A 16,002-nucleotide genomic window follows, 5' to 3' on the forward strand; every position below is an offset into this window, starting at 1 on the left:
TGTTAAGAAGTCTCTTATTTATTTTCTAATTCACAAAAAAATCCCTCATAAAGTAACTTATGAGGGATTTGAGGAATGATTTTAAGGGTTATCTGCCTGTATCATATATAATTTTCTCGATGACATTTTCAATCCTGTTCCAGCCATCTTCTGTCTGTAAATTGAGGTCTGCAACAGATTCTCTGTAATCTGCGGAGATGGTGAGATAGTAAATGCCTCCGGTTAAAAATGAGACCAGAGCAGGAGTGTCTTCAAGATTGGGTATTTCCCCAATTTTTGACAAAATTCTTGTAACAACGTTGTTTCTGGCGTCAGAGAGCATCGATTTACCTGTCCCGATTTCCCATCGTAATAAATCTCTCGTGGCCTTTCTTTCACGTAGGTCGTGCAGAAAAGTGAGAATGATATTGGTCAGAACCTTTCTTCGGTTTCCTTCCTCCACGTATTCCAGATTATCGATAAATTCATCGCCTGTTGGAGTTGCATATTCTCCCGATTTGACGTATTGTTCCATTAGGCCATCAATGCTTTCGAAGTATCTGTATATCAATACTTTATTAACGCCAGCGGTTCTGGCGATCAGGTTCACACCGACCTTCTCAGTCCCGTACTTTTCGATCACTTCTCCGACAGCTTTCAGGATCTTACCCTTAGTTCGTTCTCGGTCACGTTTTTTAACTTTCTCAACTTTCATCTGGATTTTGTTTAGGTTAAATATTAGTAAATGTAGTATTTCGTTTGGAGAAATAATACAAAATCTAAAAGTTATGTAACCAAAAACGCCGGAAATGTTACTCCAAATTAGAAATAACTTTTTACAAGGCTGAAAAGCGCCGGTTCAAGTGATGTTTGAACTGCCAAAAGTGCCTGATACAGCTAATAGGAATGGATTTTGGTGTGTTTTTAAGCGTAGCTCGAATGTCTGGTTTAGGAAGATATTCAGAATGTTTCCATTTAAGATATCACTATTTTTTCTTTTGACGGGAGAGGGTCTTACGAAATTTATGGCCTGAAAAAACACAAAAAAAGAGCTCAAATTTGAGCTCTTTTAAGTTACTGTTGGCCGACAAGGACTCGAACCCTGAATAAGACAACCAAAATGTCCTGTGTTACCATTACACCATCGGCCAAAACCGTAAATAGTGGTGCAAAAGTAATAGAAGAATTAATTGTTGTCAAGCTTTCGGCGAAAAAAATTATATACTTTTTAACTCGACTCCTCCTGCTATTTTCTTAACAAGCCCCTGAAGCACCTTTCCCGGGCCGGATTCGATGAAAATTCCGGCACCGTCGGCTACCATATTCTCCACAGATTGAGTCCAGCGAACGGGTGCGGTTAACTGAGCTACGAGATTTTCACGAATTGTTGCTACATCTGTCGATGGCAATGCGTTCACATTTTGATATACAGGACAAATAGGAGACTCTATTTTGGCGTCGGCGATCGCCGCTGCTAATTCCTCACGGGCAGGTTCCATCAAAGGCGAATGAAATGCTCCACCCACTGGAAGTATCAGCGCTCTTTTGGCTCCGGCGGCTTTTAGCAGCTCACATGCTTTCTCCACTCCTTCGATACTTCCGGAAATAACCACTTGTCCTGGACAGTTATAGTTTGCCGGCACTACGATCTCGTCTTCTATGGTCGCGCAGATCTCTTCAATCGTTGCGTCAGGCAAACCCAAAATTGCTGCCATTGTCGACGGACGGAGTTCACACGCTTTTTGCATGGCATCAGCTCTTTTTGCAACAAGCTTTAACCCATCTTCAAAAGTAAGTGCACCTGCCGCAACAAGGGCAGAGAATTCACCCAATGAGTGACCAGCAACCATATCAGGATTAAAGTCAGTACTTACCTTGGCAAGTATTACAGAATGGATGAATATAGCCGGCTGGGTTACATTGGTTTGTTTCAGCTCTTCGTCGGTGCCTTCGAACATGATTTTGGTAATGTCGAAGCCTAATATCTCATTTGCCTGATCGAACAGCTTTTTAGCATCTTCAGATGAGTTGTATAAATCCAGTCCCATACCCTTGAACTGGGAGCCCTGACCAGGAAATATGTATGCGTTTTTCATGAAAAAGATTATTTTTAGAAGTCCATGGAAACATTAACAGCCCGATTAATGAAAACCGGGCTGCAAAGTAAGTACTTGCTATTCAAAGAAAAAAAGTAAACTGTCGTAAAAGCGATTATCTAAGGAGCTGCACCCAACCCTTAATCGAAACAGGCTTATTTTCTTGGGAAGCCGATTCGAAGGTCACGGATGCTTCATAATAGTATTGACCTGCAGAGAGATCTTTTCCATTATTGGTCTTCCCGTTCCAGTTAATGTTTACATCTTTTGTGTCATAGACCTGAGCACCCCATCTGTTATATACTTTAAAGTCAACTGACTGCACAAAAGCGGGGCATTCCATCGGTTGGAATATATCGTTTTTGCCATCGTTATTCGGAGTAAATACGTTTGGCAGCACAAACATCGGGCAGTTTTCCTGGCACACCGTATTGCTGGGGGCGCTTTCCGATCCAAAGCCATTGACAGCCGTCACATAATAACAACCTGCAAATGAAGATAAACCTGCATGGTTGAATGAGGTAGAAAGCGGTGAAGGCGGCGTAGTCACTTTGGCAATGATGGTAGGGGCATCAATTTCATATCTTGTATAATAGATATTGTAAGCCGCGATATTAGGATCACACTCTTTGCCGTCCACTGAAGTTGGGTAGGTCCAGGAGAGATGATTTGTAAACGAAAGCAAATCACAGAAAGCCTCGGGATGCTGTTGTAAAGAATCACAATTGAGCGCATCGATCGTTAACGTCGGTGGACAAGGTTTGGTGGTGTCAGCAGCGGATACGCAAATGATTTGCGAGAAGTTATAAAGCGGATCGGTCTTGATCTGTGAGTTGTTGTAAGAGCCTACGGTTTCTACCTTATAACAATAAGTTGTCTGTAAATTTATTTCAACATTGACAACCCCGTCGGCCGCATACTTGTCGGTTCCGTCATCCGTATAGTTAAAGCTTTGATCACCTGTTACGGCCACATCTGCAATCCGGTTAAAGGTTCCCGGGTTACTTTTATCCTCTCGGTATACCCTATGAACCCGGTTGTTATTACTCCAGGGAACAATGGCCGACCAGTTCAGGCGGATACTGGTTGGTAAAGCTGAGCCTTGCTCCAGTCGAACGCTACTGGCAGGTTCAGTTACATCCAGTTTAACTAGTGTATTATTTTCGGTGTAATAATATTCGAGCTGATATCTGTAAGCGTTGGCAACTGTATTAAGTGCTTTGTCGACAAACAGTGTATCCAATGCACGTGGCGTAAGATTGGTATTGATGGTGGCAATTCTGGTAAACGCAGTTCCGTTTTGACCAATAGCTCTGTAAAGTACATACTGAGCAGGCACTCCAACGGATTTGTCGGGTCTTGTCCATCTAACTGTGATAACTCCATTTGTTTCACTGGTAGAATCGACGGTTACATTGGTGATAACCGGCATCACAAGCGGCAAATTAAGACAGAACTCGTCGGAAGCCACACTTTCTCCGCCTCCGATAAAACTTCCCGGTTCGTTAGGTTGAGCGCCCGGTCTTGGGAATTGCACAACAATTCGATAGCTATAAGAAACTCCAGTTCTCAATCCATTTCCATTATCATTATCCAGATAAGTAGTCTGGTTAACTGGCACGGTAGCGATCTGGGTATATCCATAACCATCGGGAATACCAGAAATACAAACGTCTTCCGGAAGAGTCGTGCATCCTTCTTTTCTATAAATAGCAATCCTGGCGCCAGTGGTCTGACATTTGTACGAATCCCACGTAAGCCTGTAGGCCACACCTGCCGGATCGGCAGCTTCTACGCCACGAAGGTTCTGAGGTTTTGGCCCAAAAACGCGGATATTCATAGTGGTCATATCGGCCAGCTTTCTGAAAAGGCTCGGATTAGGTACACTCGGACCCGGGGAATCCTCGACTTTGAAAAGAACATCATATGGCTCCGCACGAATATGCGCACAGTCCGTTTGCCACGTAAATGTGCCGGAAACGGTTGACTGAGAATTTTGATTAGGGACGGAGAAAGTAGCAAGTTGTGGTGCAACAAGCCCTGTTTCATATACCCCGCCTGAGGAAGTTAAGGTCAGTTTATCTCCATTTTTGTCGGTAGCAGTCACTGTCTGATTAATTAAAGTCCCGGCTTCGACGCATATATCATCTAATGGCTGGACGAGTGGTCGGTCGTTGGTCGCATCCTCCACAATGATCTGCATATCACGGACGATTCGTCCAATCAGTATCCCGTCCCTCCATTCTTCGACTATGAAAGCAACGTTGTAATATCCCTTGACCATCGGGGCATCCCAGATGAGATCACCTGTAATTGGATTGAGGCTAAATGTTGCGGGACTTGCTCCTGCCTCAGTCTGACCCGGTGCGCCGATCTGATTGGGATCCTGGTATTGAAGATTTACACCGATACCCTTTGGAGTTCCTCTTTGAGGCACAAACATTTTATAGGCCAGACTGTCACCATCTGCATCAAAAGCGCCGGGATTGTGAATATAACGCTGACCTACTGCAGCCAGATCAATCGGTGCATTTAAGAGAACAGGTGTTTGGTTCATTCCCAAATTGGCGTTGATTTCCAATGTCGTGCTGACGTAGAAGTTAAGGTTCTGAGTAGGCGGAGGACCGATATTCAGGACGTTGTTATTTCTATTATCTTCTTCAAATGAAATACGATAATTACCTGTCGAAGGAAACGTATAGTTGATGATGTAGACGTTTTGGGTAGTATTATTTCCTATGTTTATAATAGGTAAAATCCTGGGGGCAACGAGTGTGGGAGGGTTGAAGTTGGGGTCATCAGCCCTGCCGTTCGTGGCACCTATGACAAAGTTGACAGTATTTTGAGCATTTGCAGCACCTTCACCGTTCTGCATATCGAAATATGCCGTGAGTTTTATTTCGTAAGTGAGTGAACTATTGGATATCCTTCTGGCTGTAATTTCTCCAGCTCGTATGTGAGTTGCGTGAGCCTCAAACGACAAGGATATAAAGAACAGAAAAACCGGGATAAGTAAATATTGTAAAACAGACCGCATAGATTTTAGCTAACAAGTTTAGATAGAGGCAATCCCGGACAGCGTTGAGCAAAACATGTTATATGCCCGGAAATTTAACCGTTGTAAATGACATCCTCAAATACAATTCTCAATTACTATAATTGAACGAAAATTAATCTAAAAATGTGTGTTTTAGGCTTAATATCCTCATACTTGAAGAAATTTTATGTAAGTTCCTTTTGAGTATAGAAGAATTGATCTGCATTGTATAAACAGTCATTCACCTACAGTATGTGGCGATACCCTCTCAGCGTTGCGCTGATACCCTTAAAGCTGAATTTTTAAAGCTATTATCTAAGGAGCTGCACCCAACCCTTAATCGAAACGGGCTTATTTTCTATGGAAGCAGATTCAAAGGTCACGGATGCTTCATAATAGTATTGACCTGCAGAGAGATCTTTTCCATTATTGGTCTTCCCGTTCCAGTTAATGTTTACATCTTTTGTGTCATAGACCTGAGCACCCCATCTGTTAAATACTTTAAAGTCAACTGACTGCACAAAAGCCGGACATTCCATCGGTTGGAATATATCATTTTTGCCATCGTTATTCGGAGTAAATACGTTTGGCAGCACAAACATCGGGCAGTTTTCCTGGCACACAGTATTGCTGGGGGCGCTTTCCGATCCAAAGCCATTGACAGCCGTCACATAATAACAACCTGCAAATGAAGATAAACCTGCATGGTTGAATGAGGTAGAAAGCGGTGAAGGAGGCGTAGTCACTTTGGCAATGATGGTAGGGGCATCAATTTCATATCTTGTATAATAGATATTGTAAGCCGCGATATTAGGATCACACTCTTTGCCGTCCACTGAAGTTGGGTAGGTCCAGGAGAGATGATTTGTAAACGAAAGCAGATCACAGAAAGCCTCGGGATGCTGTTGTAAAGAATCACAATTGAGCGCATCGATCGTCAACGTCGGTGGACAAGGTTTGGTGGTGTCAGCAGCGGATACGCAAATGATTTGCGAGAAGTTATAAAGCGGATCGGTCTTGATCTGTGAGTTGTTGTAAGAGCCTACGGTTTCTACCTTATAACAATAAGTTGTCTGTAAATTTATTTCAACATTGACAACCCCGTCGGCAGCATACTTGTCGGTTCCGTCATCCGTATAGTTAAAGCTTTGATCACCTGTTACGGCCACATCTGCAATCCGGTTAAAGGTTCCCGGGTTACTTTTATCCTCTCGGTATACCCTATGAACCCGGTTGTTATTACTCCAGGGAACAATGGCCGACCAGTTCAGGCGGATACTGGTTGGTAAAGCTGAGCCTTGCTCCAGCCGAACGCTACTGGCAGGTTCAGTTACATCCAGTTTAACCAGTGTATTATTTTCGGTGTAATAATATTCGAGCTGATATCTGTAAGCGTTGGCAACTGTATTAAGTGCTTTGTCGACAAACAGTGTATCCAATGCACGTGGCTTAAGATTGGTATTGATGGTGGCAATTCTGGTAAACGCAGTTCCGTTTTGACCAACAGCTCTGTAAAGTACATACTGAGCAGGCACTCCAACGGATTTGTCGGGTCTTGTCCATCTAACTGTGATAACTCCATTTGTTTCACTGGTAGAATCGACGGTTACATTGGTGATAACCGGCATCACAAGCGGCAAATTAAGACAGAACTCGTCGGAAGCCACACTTTCTCCACCTCCGATAAAACTTCCCGGTTCGTTAGGTTGAGCGCCCGGTCTTGGGAATTGCACAACAATTCGATAGCTATAAGAAACCCCAGTTCTCAATCCATTTCCATTATCCAGATAAGTAGTCTGGTTAACTGGCACGGTCGCGATCGGGGTATACCCATAACCCTCGGGAATACCAGAAATACAAACGTCTTCTGGAAGGTTAGTGCATCCTTCTTTTCTATAAATGGTAATGCGCGCACCCTCAATCTGACATTTGTACGAATCCCACGTAAGCCTGTAGGCCACACCTGCCGGATCGGAAGCTTCTACGCCACGAAGGTTCTGAGGTTTTGGCCCAAAAACGCGGATATTCAGGGTAGTCATATCGGCCAGCTTTCTGAAAAGGCCGGGATTAGGTACGGTTGGTCCTGCAGAATCTTCTACTTTGAAAAGGACGGCGTATGGTTCCTCACGGATATGTGCGCAGCCAGTCTGCCAAGTAAATGTTCCTGAAACCGTAGCTTGAGAATTTTGAATAGGAACCGAGAAAGTAGCAAGTTGTGGTTCAACAAGCCCTGTTTCATATACCCCGCCGGAGGAAGTTAAGGTCAGTTTATCTCCATTTTTGTCAGTAGCAGTCACTTTCTGATTAATTAAGGTCCCGGCTTCGACGCATATGTCGTCTAATGGCTGGACGAGCGGCCTGTCATTTTTGGCATCCTCCACTATGATCTGCATATCCCGGACGATCTGCCCAATAAGGATACCATCCCGCCACTCTTCCACAACGAAAGCTACGTTGTAATATCCTTTTACCATGGGTGCATCCCATATGAGATCACCCGTTATCGGATTAAGGCTAAACGTCGCAGGAGTAGCTCCGTTTTCGGTTTGTCCGGGCGCACCAATAAGGTTAGGATCCTGATATTCCAGATCTTTTCCTTGCGAATCTTTTCCGTTTAAGGAAGTTTGTGGCACAACCATACGGAAGGAGATGCTATCGCCATCTGCATCAAAGGCACCGGGATTATGGATATAACGCTGACCCACTGCCGCCAGGTCAATCGGTGCGTTTAACAGAACAGGGGTTTGGTTGAGCCCCAGGCTGGCGTTGATTTCAACGGTAGTACTAATATAAAATTTTAGTTCCAAGGTAGGCTTAGGGCCTATATTCAGTACATTATTGTTACGATTCTCTCCCAGAAACGAAATCCGGTATTTCCCGGTTGACGGAAAAGTATACGTAGTTATATATATGTTTTTTGAGGTGCCGTTGCCGATATTAACTCTTGAAACACGAGGGATCTTCGGTAGAAATGCACTACCCACATATAGATTCACATCGTTCTGCGCATCCGCTGCGGGTTTTCCGGCAATCTCGTCGAAATAAAGCGTCGTTGTAATCTCGTAAGTTAATGATGTCGAGGAGATTCTTCGCGCTGTAATCTCCCCCGCACGAATGTGAGTTGCGGATGCATTCAGAGAAAACAAAAACAAAACCAATGAAAACCAGAAATGGCGAAAATGTAAAATGCGGTGCATATACAGTGTACTTATTGTTTGCTGAAACGAGGTCTGAGGTCGAACGGGTTTACAGGTAAATTGTACCTGCAGTCTTTGTTTCAGTTAACGAATTAACGGTTAAAAATGATGTGTCCGACTAGCTGAAATACGCAGGACAATCAGACACCATAAAAGCGTATTGACGATCAATGTTTATCAAAATACTATAATAGTACTTAATAATCATTATAAATAATAGGGTGTAGGGTAAAAATGAGCTGGAAGTATTGTGTCAGAAACGTTTGTGCCATACCTTTGAAACGTTCTAAATATACCTAATTTTTCTTACTAAAAATCATAGGTTTTTACTATGTCGTGGTTTACACAATCGTTAACGAGCTCTATTGGAAAGAAAGTTCTGATGGCTCTTACCGGACTTTTCCTGATCAGTTTCCTGGTGATTCATGCCACCATCAATGCAATGATTTTCTATAATGACGGGGGAGAAACTTTTTCTCACTGGGGCCATTTTATGGGTACTAATCCGATCATCCGAACTCTGGAGATTGGACTTGTTCTAGGGTTCCTGGTTCATATTATAGACGGTCTTTGGCTTGTTAAAACCAACAATGATGCCCGTCCTGTTAAATATGCGGTCAGTAAAGCTTCGGCAAACAGCACCTGGTATTCAAGAAGTATGGGCTTATTGGGAACTTTGATCCTGATATTTCTTGTCCTACACACTTCTCATTTCTGGATTCCGAACCGTTCCAATCAATTTGCTACTGGTGAAGAACTGAACTTATATCAAATGATGCTTGATATATTCCAGAACATATGGGTAGTTTTGATTTACGTCGCCGGATGTTTCTCTCTATTCTGGCATTTACTTCATGGTTTTAAAAGCGCGTTTCAGTCACTGGGTCTTAATCATATCAAGTACAACGGGCTGATATCCTTCCTCGGAACGGCGTTTTCCATAGTTATTCCTGTTCTTTTTGCGCTGATGCCTATCTCCATTTATCTTGGTTGGGTTAAGTAGTGGGAAGATTGCAGATTTGATCGTATTTAATTTTTTTGATTAATTATTAATAAGAAGATATATGGCAACGTCACCACGTCTGGATGCCAAAATACCACAAGGGCCGCTTGAGACCAAATGGAGCAAATATCAATCTTCAGTACCTCTGGTTAATCCGGCCAATAAACGTAACCTTGAAGTAATCGTTGTTGGAACAGGATTGGCGGGTGCTTCGGCTGCGGCCACTCTTGCCGAGCTTGGTTATAAAGTTAAGGCTTTCTGTTTTCAGGATTCTCCCCGTCGTGCGCACTCGATCGCTGCTCAGGGAGGTATTAATGCTGCCAAAAATTACCAGAATGACGGAGACTCGGTGTACCGTCTTTTTTATGATACAGTAAAAGGTGGAGACTATCGTTCACGAGAGGCCAATGTGCATCGTCTGGCGGAGGTTTCCGGCAATATTATAGATCAGTGTGTGGCTCAGGGTGTACCCTTCGCACGTGAATATGGAGGCTTGCTTTCTAACCGTTCATTCGGTGGAGTTCAAGTTCAGCGTACTTTTTATGCCGCAGGTCAGACGGGACAACAACTGTTGCTGGGCGCGTATTCGGGATTGCAGCGTCAGGTAGGTATGGGTACAATTAAAATGTACAACCGCCACGAGATGCTGGATATTGTTAATATCGACGGGAAATGCCGCGGTATTATCGCCCGGAACCTCATCACAGGTGAATTGGAAAGACATTCAGGTCACGCTGTATTGCTTTGTACTGGTGGATACGGCAACGTATTTTACTTGTCTACCAACGCAATGGGTAGCAACGTAACTGCTGCCTGGAAAGCCCACAAACGCGGGGCGTTCTTCGGAAACCCATGTTTTACACAAATTCACCCGACTTGTATACCTGTTTCAGGAGAACACCAGTCGAAACTGACTTTGATGTCCGAATCATTGAGAAATGACGGACGTATCTGGGTTCCGAAAAAACAGAATGACAACCGTCCTGCCAACGAGATTCCAGAGGCAGAACGTGATTACTACCTGGAAAGACGTTATCCTGCGTTTGGTAACCTCGTTCCTCGTGATATTGCATCGCGCGCGGCGAAGGAAAGGTGTGATGCCGGATATGGCGTTGGAGCTTCCAAACTGGCTGTATACCTTGACTACACTGCGGCTATCCACCGTTATGGACATGGAGAAGCCAACAAAAATAATATCAACGATGCTCCGGAAGAAGATATCGTCAAATGGGGTAAGGCTGTCGTAAAGGAAAAATACGGTAACCTGTTCGATATGTACAAGCAAATCACGGGAGAAGATCCTTACGAGGTGCCTATGCGTATTTATCCTGCGGTTCACTATACGATGGGTGGCCTTTGGGTTGATTATAACCTGATGACAACCGTTCCTGGTTTATATGCGCTGGGAGAGGCGAACTTTTCGGATCACGGGGCAAACCGTTTGGGGGCTTCTGCATTAATGCAGGGTCTTGCGGATGGATATTTTGTAATTCCTTATACAATCGGTTCTTACCTGGCTAGTGAAATCCGAACTGGTAAAATCTCTACCGATCATGAAGAGTTTGTTAAAGTAGAAAAAGAAGTAAGCGACCGCATCAATACGTTGATCAATATTCAGGGAACTACTTCACCAGAGCTTTTCCACCGTCGTCTTGGTAAAATCATGTGGGACAAATGTGGTATGGCAAGAAATGCGAAGGGATTGAATGAGGCAATTCTCGAGATTCGTGAACTGCGCAAGGAATTCTGGAGAGATGTTAGAGTAATGGGGAAAATCAATGAGTTCAACCCGGAACTTGACAAAGCAAACCGCGTAGCTGACTTTATAGAATTGGGTGAGCTGATGTGTATTGACGCATTGCAGCGCAACGAATCTTGCGGCGGCCACTTCCGTGAAGAATATCAGACAGAAGAGGGTGAAGCGTTACGTGACGACGAAAATTATCGTTACGTTTCGGCCTGGGAGAATAAAGGTGTTGAAAGTTGGGAACTTCATAAGGAAGAACTCATCTACGAAAACATTAAAATCGCTGCGCGTAGCTATAAATAATAAAAATCAATGCGAAGGGCTTGCAGTCCTTCAGTTCCAAATATTCAGTTAATTGATAATCATTAACTAATTCAAAAATGAGTGGAGGTAATATGCGTCTTACATTGAAAGTGTGGAGACAAAGCAATGGAAATACAGCAGGAGGTTTTGAAAACTATTCTTTGGAAGGTATATCGCCTGATATGTCGTTTCTGGAAATGTTTGACGTCCTCAATGAACAATTAGTAGAAGAAAGAAAGGAGCCCGTTGCATTTGACCACGATTGCCGTGAAGGTATCTGTGGGATGTGCTCCATGTATATAAACGGACAGCCGCACGGGCCGCTACAAGGTGTAACTACCTGCCAGCTGCATATGCGGTCGTTCAGTGACGGCGATACGATTGTGGTGGAACCATGGCGTGCACAAGCATTCCCCGTTATCAAGGATCTGGTTGTGAGCCGTGACGGCTTCGACCGGATCATGGCTGCAGGTGGATTCGTTTCCGTAAATACTGGTAACGCACAGGATGCAAACAATTTGCCTATTCCAAAGGAAAATGCGGATGATGCTTTCTCTGCGGCGGCTTGTATTGGTTGCGGAGCTTGTGTAGCTGCATGTAAAAATGCTTCGGCTATGCTGTTCGTTTCTGCGAAGATATCTCAGTTGGCATTGTTGCCGCAAGGTCAGGCAGAACGCAAAATCAGAGCAGAGAAAATGGTTGCTCAGATGGACGTGGAGGGATTCGGAGCGTGTACTAACACAGGTGCTTGTTCAGCAGAATGTCCAAAAGAAATCAGTTTGGAGAACATCGCTAGAATGAACCGCGAATATATCTCGGCCAAAGCAACATCGTCTGCTGTTTAGCTATCTAAGAATACACTTAATATCAAAAGAACGAGATGCCTCTGGTGTCTCGTTCTTTTTTATTAGACATAATATTCTTAGATAAAACAACGGCTTGCGAACATCAGGCGTTGTCGACAACCGACTAATACGATATAAGAAAAGGGGCACTGGAAAATTCCGGCACCCCTTTTTACCTTAAAATCTTACAGCGGAGATTTTAATTACTTCGCTTTCGTAGTATCAGCAGCTGCTGGTTTGCCAGCTCCTGCGTATTCTTTGTTCAAACCATCGATTATCTTCTTGGTTACATCCAAAGATGGGTTTGCGAACAAAATACCGCCCCCCAGTGAATAGCCAAGAACGTACTCATATCCATTCTCCTTATTATACTTTTCGATATAAGCACGGATGTTTTTATAAAGCTCCTCATTTTTCTTAGCTTCTTCCATACCAAGTGCCTGAGCAGATTGATCGCGGTAAGCTACCAGATCCTGTTGTTTTTTCATCAACTGCGCCTCAGTAGAACGAGCTTGCTCAGGAGTCATGGTTTGTGCTTTTTGCTGGAAGAAAGCTACTTCATTTTGCAATGAACGGCCTTTTTGGTTCAGATCATTTTCAAGTTGGAAGTTTTTATTTTCCAGTTCTTTTTTAGTGTCTTTAAAGAAATCGTAGTTTTTCAAAAGAGAGTCAACCTGAACGTAAACTGTGCGACGACCTGCCACTACACCTCCATCAGTTACTACTGCATCGCCACTCGGCTTTCCAGAAAAATGTAAAAAAAATAACACCGCCACAGCAAGAGACAGGACGATGTTCCAGATTAACGAAGTATTATTGTTCACGTTTTTTTAATGTTTTTGTTTATAAAGAGCCGCAAAGATAAGGATTATGTACAATCAACAAATGACTGGATGCTTGATTGAATAAATTATATTCCTTGAAAATATATTTAAAATCAGGATTTTGTGTTCCGAAACAGGCTCCTGGCCGAATATCCTGCCATTCCGCTAACACCAGCTGTCAGAGCACCAATCAGCACGCTTATGGCCAACATGAAGTAGCCATTAGGTAGGGTAAATATTTGAGCGATGCGATCCGACATTGCGCCATTGGAACTTATTTGAATATAGAGGCCATATCCCAGCCAAAGTAATCCAACAGCCAGAAAGCTCTGGAAAAATGCTGCACCATATGATTTGGGGCAGGATAAATTGACAATGGCAGGAACAACTGCAATGACCCACCAGGGGCAAAAGTACTGAAGCACGGCAGTAACCGCCAGAATAATCAGAAAATTCATTGCGATGTGGGTTATTTCTTTTTTAGAATGATAGAAGTCGTCAAGCGATCGTTTTTTTGATCGGGAGACGAAAGATAGACGAGCTCATTAAGTTCCCCCTTCTCCCATTTTGGCAACAGGTTCAAATAATATGGGCTTCCCGGGTTTCCAGACTGACCTCCGGGATATATACCATATGCTTTTGGCGAGGGCCCCAATTCCACGATCATACGCCACGAAGGCCCGTGTGTTTTGGTTACAGCATTTACGATACTTGAACCGCCCCCGGTTTTCAAAAGTCCTGAATTGAAAGGCTTGATCTGACGGCTCAAATGTCTGACTTCAGTACCTTTTACCTTATACCACTGCCATTCCGGACTCATCGGGCCACGTCTGGCTGCCAAGGTATCAAGCGATGCTTTATAACTCGAGAGCACAATATCCCCCAAAGTTTCGACCTGAGGGGTTTTCAAATTGTCGAACCACTTGGCGTTTGGCTGTTTCAAAATCATATAAAATGTCCTGTCCCGCGATGGGTAAGACATCGGTAAAGTTTCTGAGCCAAAATCATCGGACCAGATCGCTTCTCGCAAAATAGGTATCCAGGTTTCAAATATGGAAGCTGCAATTGACTCAGGCCCATTGACAAAATTCCAGTCAGTTAGCGTAATTTCTCCTGCTTTCTGAACCGGGGTTAAAGGGCTGCTCCTCAAATAAGGCAGCAACGCCGGCAAAATAGTCCTTGCCATCACACTGAAATTATCATTTTGCAAGGAACGAAGGCTGTCGGCGGTTGCGTTGTTCATTGCCTGCAACCTTTCGTTAATCCTTATCGCCCTTTCCGATGGCGCAAACGACCAGTTGATATAATATGGATACGTCGGATCTGTAGAAGATTGGTTAGCCGAGCTTACAAAACCACGCGGAGGATTTTTGACCGTCGGATTTTGGTCTGCTGGAATCCATCCCTGCCACTCGTGTTCAGGCAGTCGGCCGTCGAGCAGGAATTTTCCCTGGTCCTTATATTTTAAAGGAAGTTTTCCGTTCACGGTGATGGCGATGTTTTTTCCATTATCCGCAAAAACAAAGTTTTGAGCAGGGGCGACGTAATGGGAAAGTGCTTTTCTGTAATCGTCATAATCTTTTGCCCGGTTAAGATCGTAAAAGGTAGAAAATCCATTGCCTGGCTCATGCCCGATCCACCTGGTGGCGTAATGATGTACTTTTTTGACGCTATCTTCCTGGTCAAAAACTGGCCCATGATGCGTATATACCACATTTTCAATATGAGGAACCTGCCCCTTTACCCGGATCACTTCTTTACGAATCCTCGTCGGCTTCCATTTACGATCATACCAATATTTTGACTTTGTTGTATCATTAAAAATAACCTCGTATAAATCATAGACATCCGCGTCCACGTTGGTTACGCCCCAGGCTACGTTTTGGTTGAAGCCAATCACAACACTTGGTATACCTGGAAGTGAAACCCCGTAAACATTCAGATCGGGCGTTTGAAGTTGCAGCTGATACCATATAGAAGGCAAAGTCAGTTCAAGATGGGGGTCGTTAGCCAATATCGGATATCCCGTGCTCGATTTTTCGCCACTGATCGCCCAGTTATTGCTCCCGACGCCCTCAATTTTAGGATCCTGTCGAGGCAGTAATGTTTCAGCTTTTTGGTTTATAGCAACCTCGGCATCATAAGGCACTATCGGTGGCGGCAACGGAATCGGTAACCGTTTGAAATTCCACGGCGTGCCGACGGGAATGATAGGGCTTTCACGAAGCATCGGGTAATCCGGGAAGAGTTCGTCGATCACTTCTTTCCCATATTGATCCAATATATTGGTCATATTGAGATCGTCAGATCGCCCGGCAAGAGTCAATATCATTTGCTCCTGCATATACATACAATTGACGGGCTGCCATTTTTCAGGAGCATATCCCAACAATTTATATTCTACGGGAAATTGACGTGGTTTGAGCTGAGATATGTACGCATTGACGCCCTGAGTATAGCTTAAAAGTGCCTCACGGGTAACTTTATCGCTCATCGCTACTTTTAAGTTAGCTTCTGCACCATAGCCCATCCCTAAAAGCCGGCTTTTGCGATCCATTTCCAAAGTGTTTTTTCCAAGTACTTCGGACAGACGCCCAGCGGCGGCTCTTACCTGAAGATCCATTTGCCATAGACGGTCACGTGCCGTAACATATCCCTGCGCGTAGAAGAGGTCGTGGTTGTTCTTTGCAAAAATGTGCGGCACGCCCGTATCATCAAACCGTATCATCACATCTTCCTGAAGGCTATCGAGTTCAAGGACAATCTCTTCCGAAGGGTCATATGCCTTTTCCCAGTTTTGCCAGAAACCGGTGAACGGATTCAGGAAATTTCCCAAAACAGGAACAGGTCCCCAGGGACGATTGAGACAATATACCAGTCCACAAGCCAGCAAGACGAAAAAAAGCGATTTAACCAGTTTCATTTGTGAGCGGCAGCGATATAGTTAACCTAAGAGCAATATACGTAAAAA

The 16,002-nt window shown here is 44.0% G+C and carries 10 protein-coding genes and 1 tRNA gene; 3 read left to right on the forward strand and 8 right to left on the reverse strand.

Features of this window, described 5'->3' with window-relative positions; genetic code table 11:
* Positions 1-88: 88 nt before the first annotated feature.
* From AC1XUD_RS09900 to AC1XUD_RS09920, 5 genes are all read right to left on the reverse strand, one after another.
* Positions 89-694, reverse strand: coding sequence for a TetR/AcrR family transcriptional regulator (locus tag AC1XUD_RS09900; protein WP_483360824.1), 606 nt, complete (start codon positions 692-694; stop codon positions 89-91).
* A gap of 365 nt (positions 695-1,059) precedes the next feature.
* Positions 1,060-1,130 (reverse strand) — tRNA-Gln (locus AC1XUD_RS09905).
* A 66-nt stretch (positions 1,131-1,196) separates the two neighbouring features.
* Positions 1,197-2,075, reverse strand: coding sequence for an ACP S-malonyltransferase (gene fabD, locus AC1XUD_RS09910; RefSeq protein ID WP_483360825.1), 879 nt, complete (start codon positions 2,073-2,075; stop codon positions 1,197-1,199).
* Positions 2,076-2,190: 115 nt separating this feature from the next.
* Complete coding sequence (locus AC1XUD_RS09915) at positions 2,191-5,112, reverse strand: T9SS type B sorting domain-containing protein (RefSeq protein WP_483360826.1); 2,922 nt, start codon at positions 5,110-5,112, stop codon at positions 2,191-2,193.
* A 311-nt stretch (positions 5,113-5,423) separates the two neighbouring features.
* Complete coding sequence (locus AC1XUD_RS09920) at positions 5,424-8,309, reverse strand: T9SS type B sorting domain-containing protein (protein WP_483360827.1); 2,886 nt, start codon at positions 8,307-8,309, stop codon at positions 5,424-5,426.
* Between the two features lie 331 nt (positions 8,310-8,640).
* Between AC1XUD_RS09920 and AC1XUD_RS09925 the strand changes: the two genes are divergently transcribed.
* From AC1XUD_RS09925 to AC1XUD_RS09935, 3 genes are all read left to right on the forward strand, one after another.
* Positions 8,641-9,312: a succinate dehydrogenase cytochrome b subunit gene (locus AC1XUD_RS09925; protein ID WP_483360828.1), complete on the forward strand. Its 672-nt coding sequence runs from the start codon at positions 8,641-8,643 to the stop codon at positions 9,310-9,312.
* A 61-nt stretch (positions 9,313-9,373) separates the two neighbouring features.
* A complete protein-coding gene (locus AC1XUD_RS09930; protein ID WP_483360829.1) occupies positions 9,374-11,362 on the forward strand; it encodes a fumarate reductase/succinate dehydrogenase flavoprotein subunit in 1,989 nt (662 codons plus the stop codon).
* Between the two features lie 92 nt (positions 11,363-11,454).
* Positions 11,455-12,207 (forward strand): succinate dehydrogenase/fumarate reductase iron-sulfur subunit, encoded by a 753-nt coding sequence (locus tag AC1XUD_RS09935; RefSeq protein ID WP_483360963.1) that lies wholly within the window; start codon positions 11,455-11,457, stop codon positions 12,205-12,207.
* A 203-nt stretch (positions 12,208-12,410) separates the two neighbouring features.
* On the opposite strand, the gene AC1XUD_RS09940 is transcribed toward AC1XUD_RS09935, so the two are convergent.
* The 3 genes from AC1XUD_RS09940 to AC1XUD_RS09950 all read right to left on the reverse strand — a co-directional run bounded on the left by AC1XUD_RS09940 (position 12,411) and on the right by AC1XUD_RS09950 (position 15,954).
* Positions 12,411-13,031 (reverse strand): OmpH/Skp family outer membrane protein, encoded by a 621-nt coding sequence (locus tag AC1XUD_RS09940; RefSeq protein ID WP_483360830.1) that lies wholly within the window; start codon positions 13,029-13,031, stop codon positions 12,411-12,413.
* Between the two features lie 113 nt (positions 13,032-13,144).
* Entirely contained in the window at positions 13,145-13,489 is a 345-nt protein-coding gene (locus AC1XUD_RS09945) for a hypothetical protein (protein ID WP_483360831.1), read from the reverse strand.
* 11 nt (positions 13,490-13,500) lie between these two features.
* Positions 13,501-15,954, reverse strand: coding sequence for a penicillin acylase family protein (locus tag AC1XUD_RS09950; RefSeq protein ID WP_483360832.1), 2,454 nt, complete (start codon positions 15,952-15,954; stop codon positions 13,501-13,503).
* Positions 15,955-16,002: the final 48 nt, after the last annotated feature.

It is taken from the genome of Dyadobacter sp. HNCC25DJ184 (assembly GCF_056895215.1).

Excerpts from the sequence above, each read along its gene's own strand:
- AC1XUD_RS09925 (WP_483360828.1), top strand. The coding sequence starts at position 8,641 with ATGTCGTGGTTTACACAATCGTTAACGAGCTCTATTGGAAAGAAAGTT.
- AC1XUD_RS09935 (WP_483360963.1), top strand. The coding sequence starts at position 11,455 with ATGCGTCTTACATTGAAAGTGTGGAGACAAAGCAATGGAAATACAGCA.
- AC1XUD_RS09915 (WP_483360826.1), bottom strand. The coding sequence starts at position 5,112 with ATGCGGTCTGTTTTACAATATTTACTTATCCCGGTTTTTCTGTTCTTT.
- AC1XUD_RS09900 (WP_483360824.1), bottom strand. The coding sequence starts at position 694 with ATGAAAGTTGAGAAAGTTAAAAAACGTGACCGAGAACGAACTAAGGGT.
- AC1XUD_RS09945 (WP_483360831.1), bottom strand. The coding sequence starts at position 13,489 with ATGAATTTTCTGATTATTCTGGCGGTTACTGCCGTGCTTCAGTACTTT.
- AC1XUD_RS09950 (WP_483360832.1), bottom strand. The coding sequence starts at position 15,954 with ATGAAACTGGTTAAATCGCTTTTTTTCGTCTTGCTGGCTTGTGGACTG.
- fabD (WP_483360825.1), bottom strand. The coding sequence starts at position 2,075 with ATGAAAAACGCATACATATTTCCTGGTCAGGGCTCCCAGTTCAAGGGT.
- AC1XUD_RS09930 (WP_483360829.1), top strand. The coding sequence starts at position 9,374 with ATGGCAACGTCACCACGTCTGGATGCCAAAATACCACAAGGGCCGCTT.
- AC1XUD_RS09920 (WP_483360827.1), bottom strand. The coding sequence starts at position 8,309 with ATGCACCGCATTTTACATTTTCGCCATTTCTGGTTTTCATTGGTTTTG.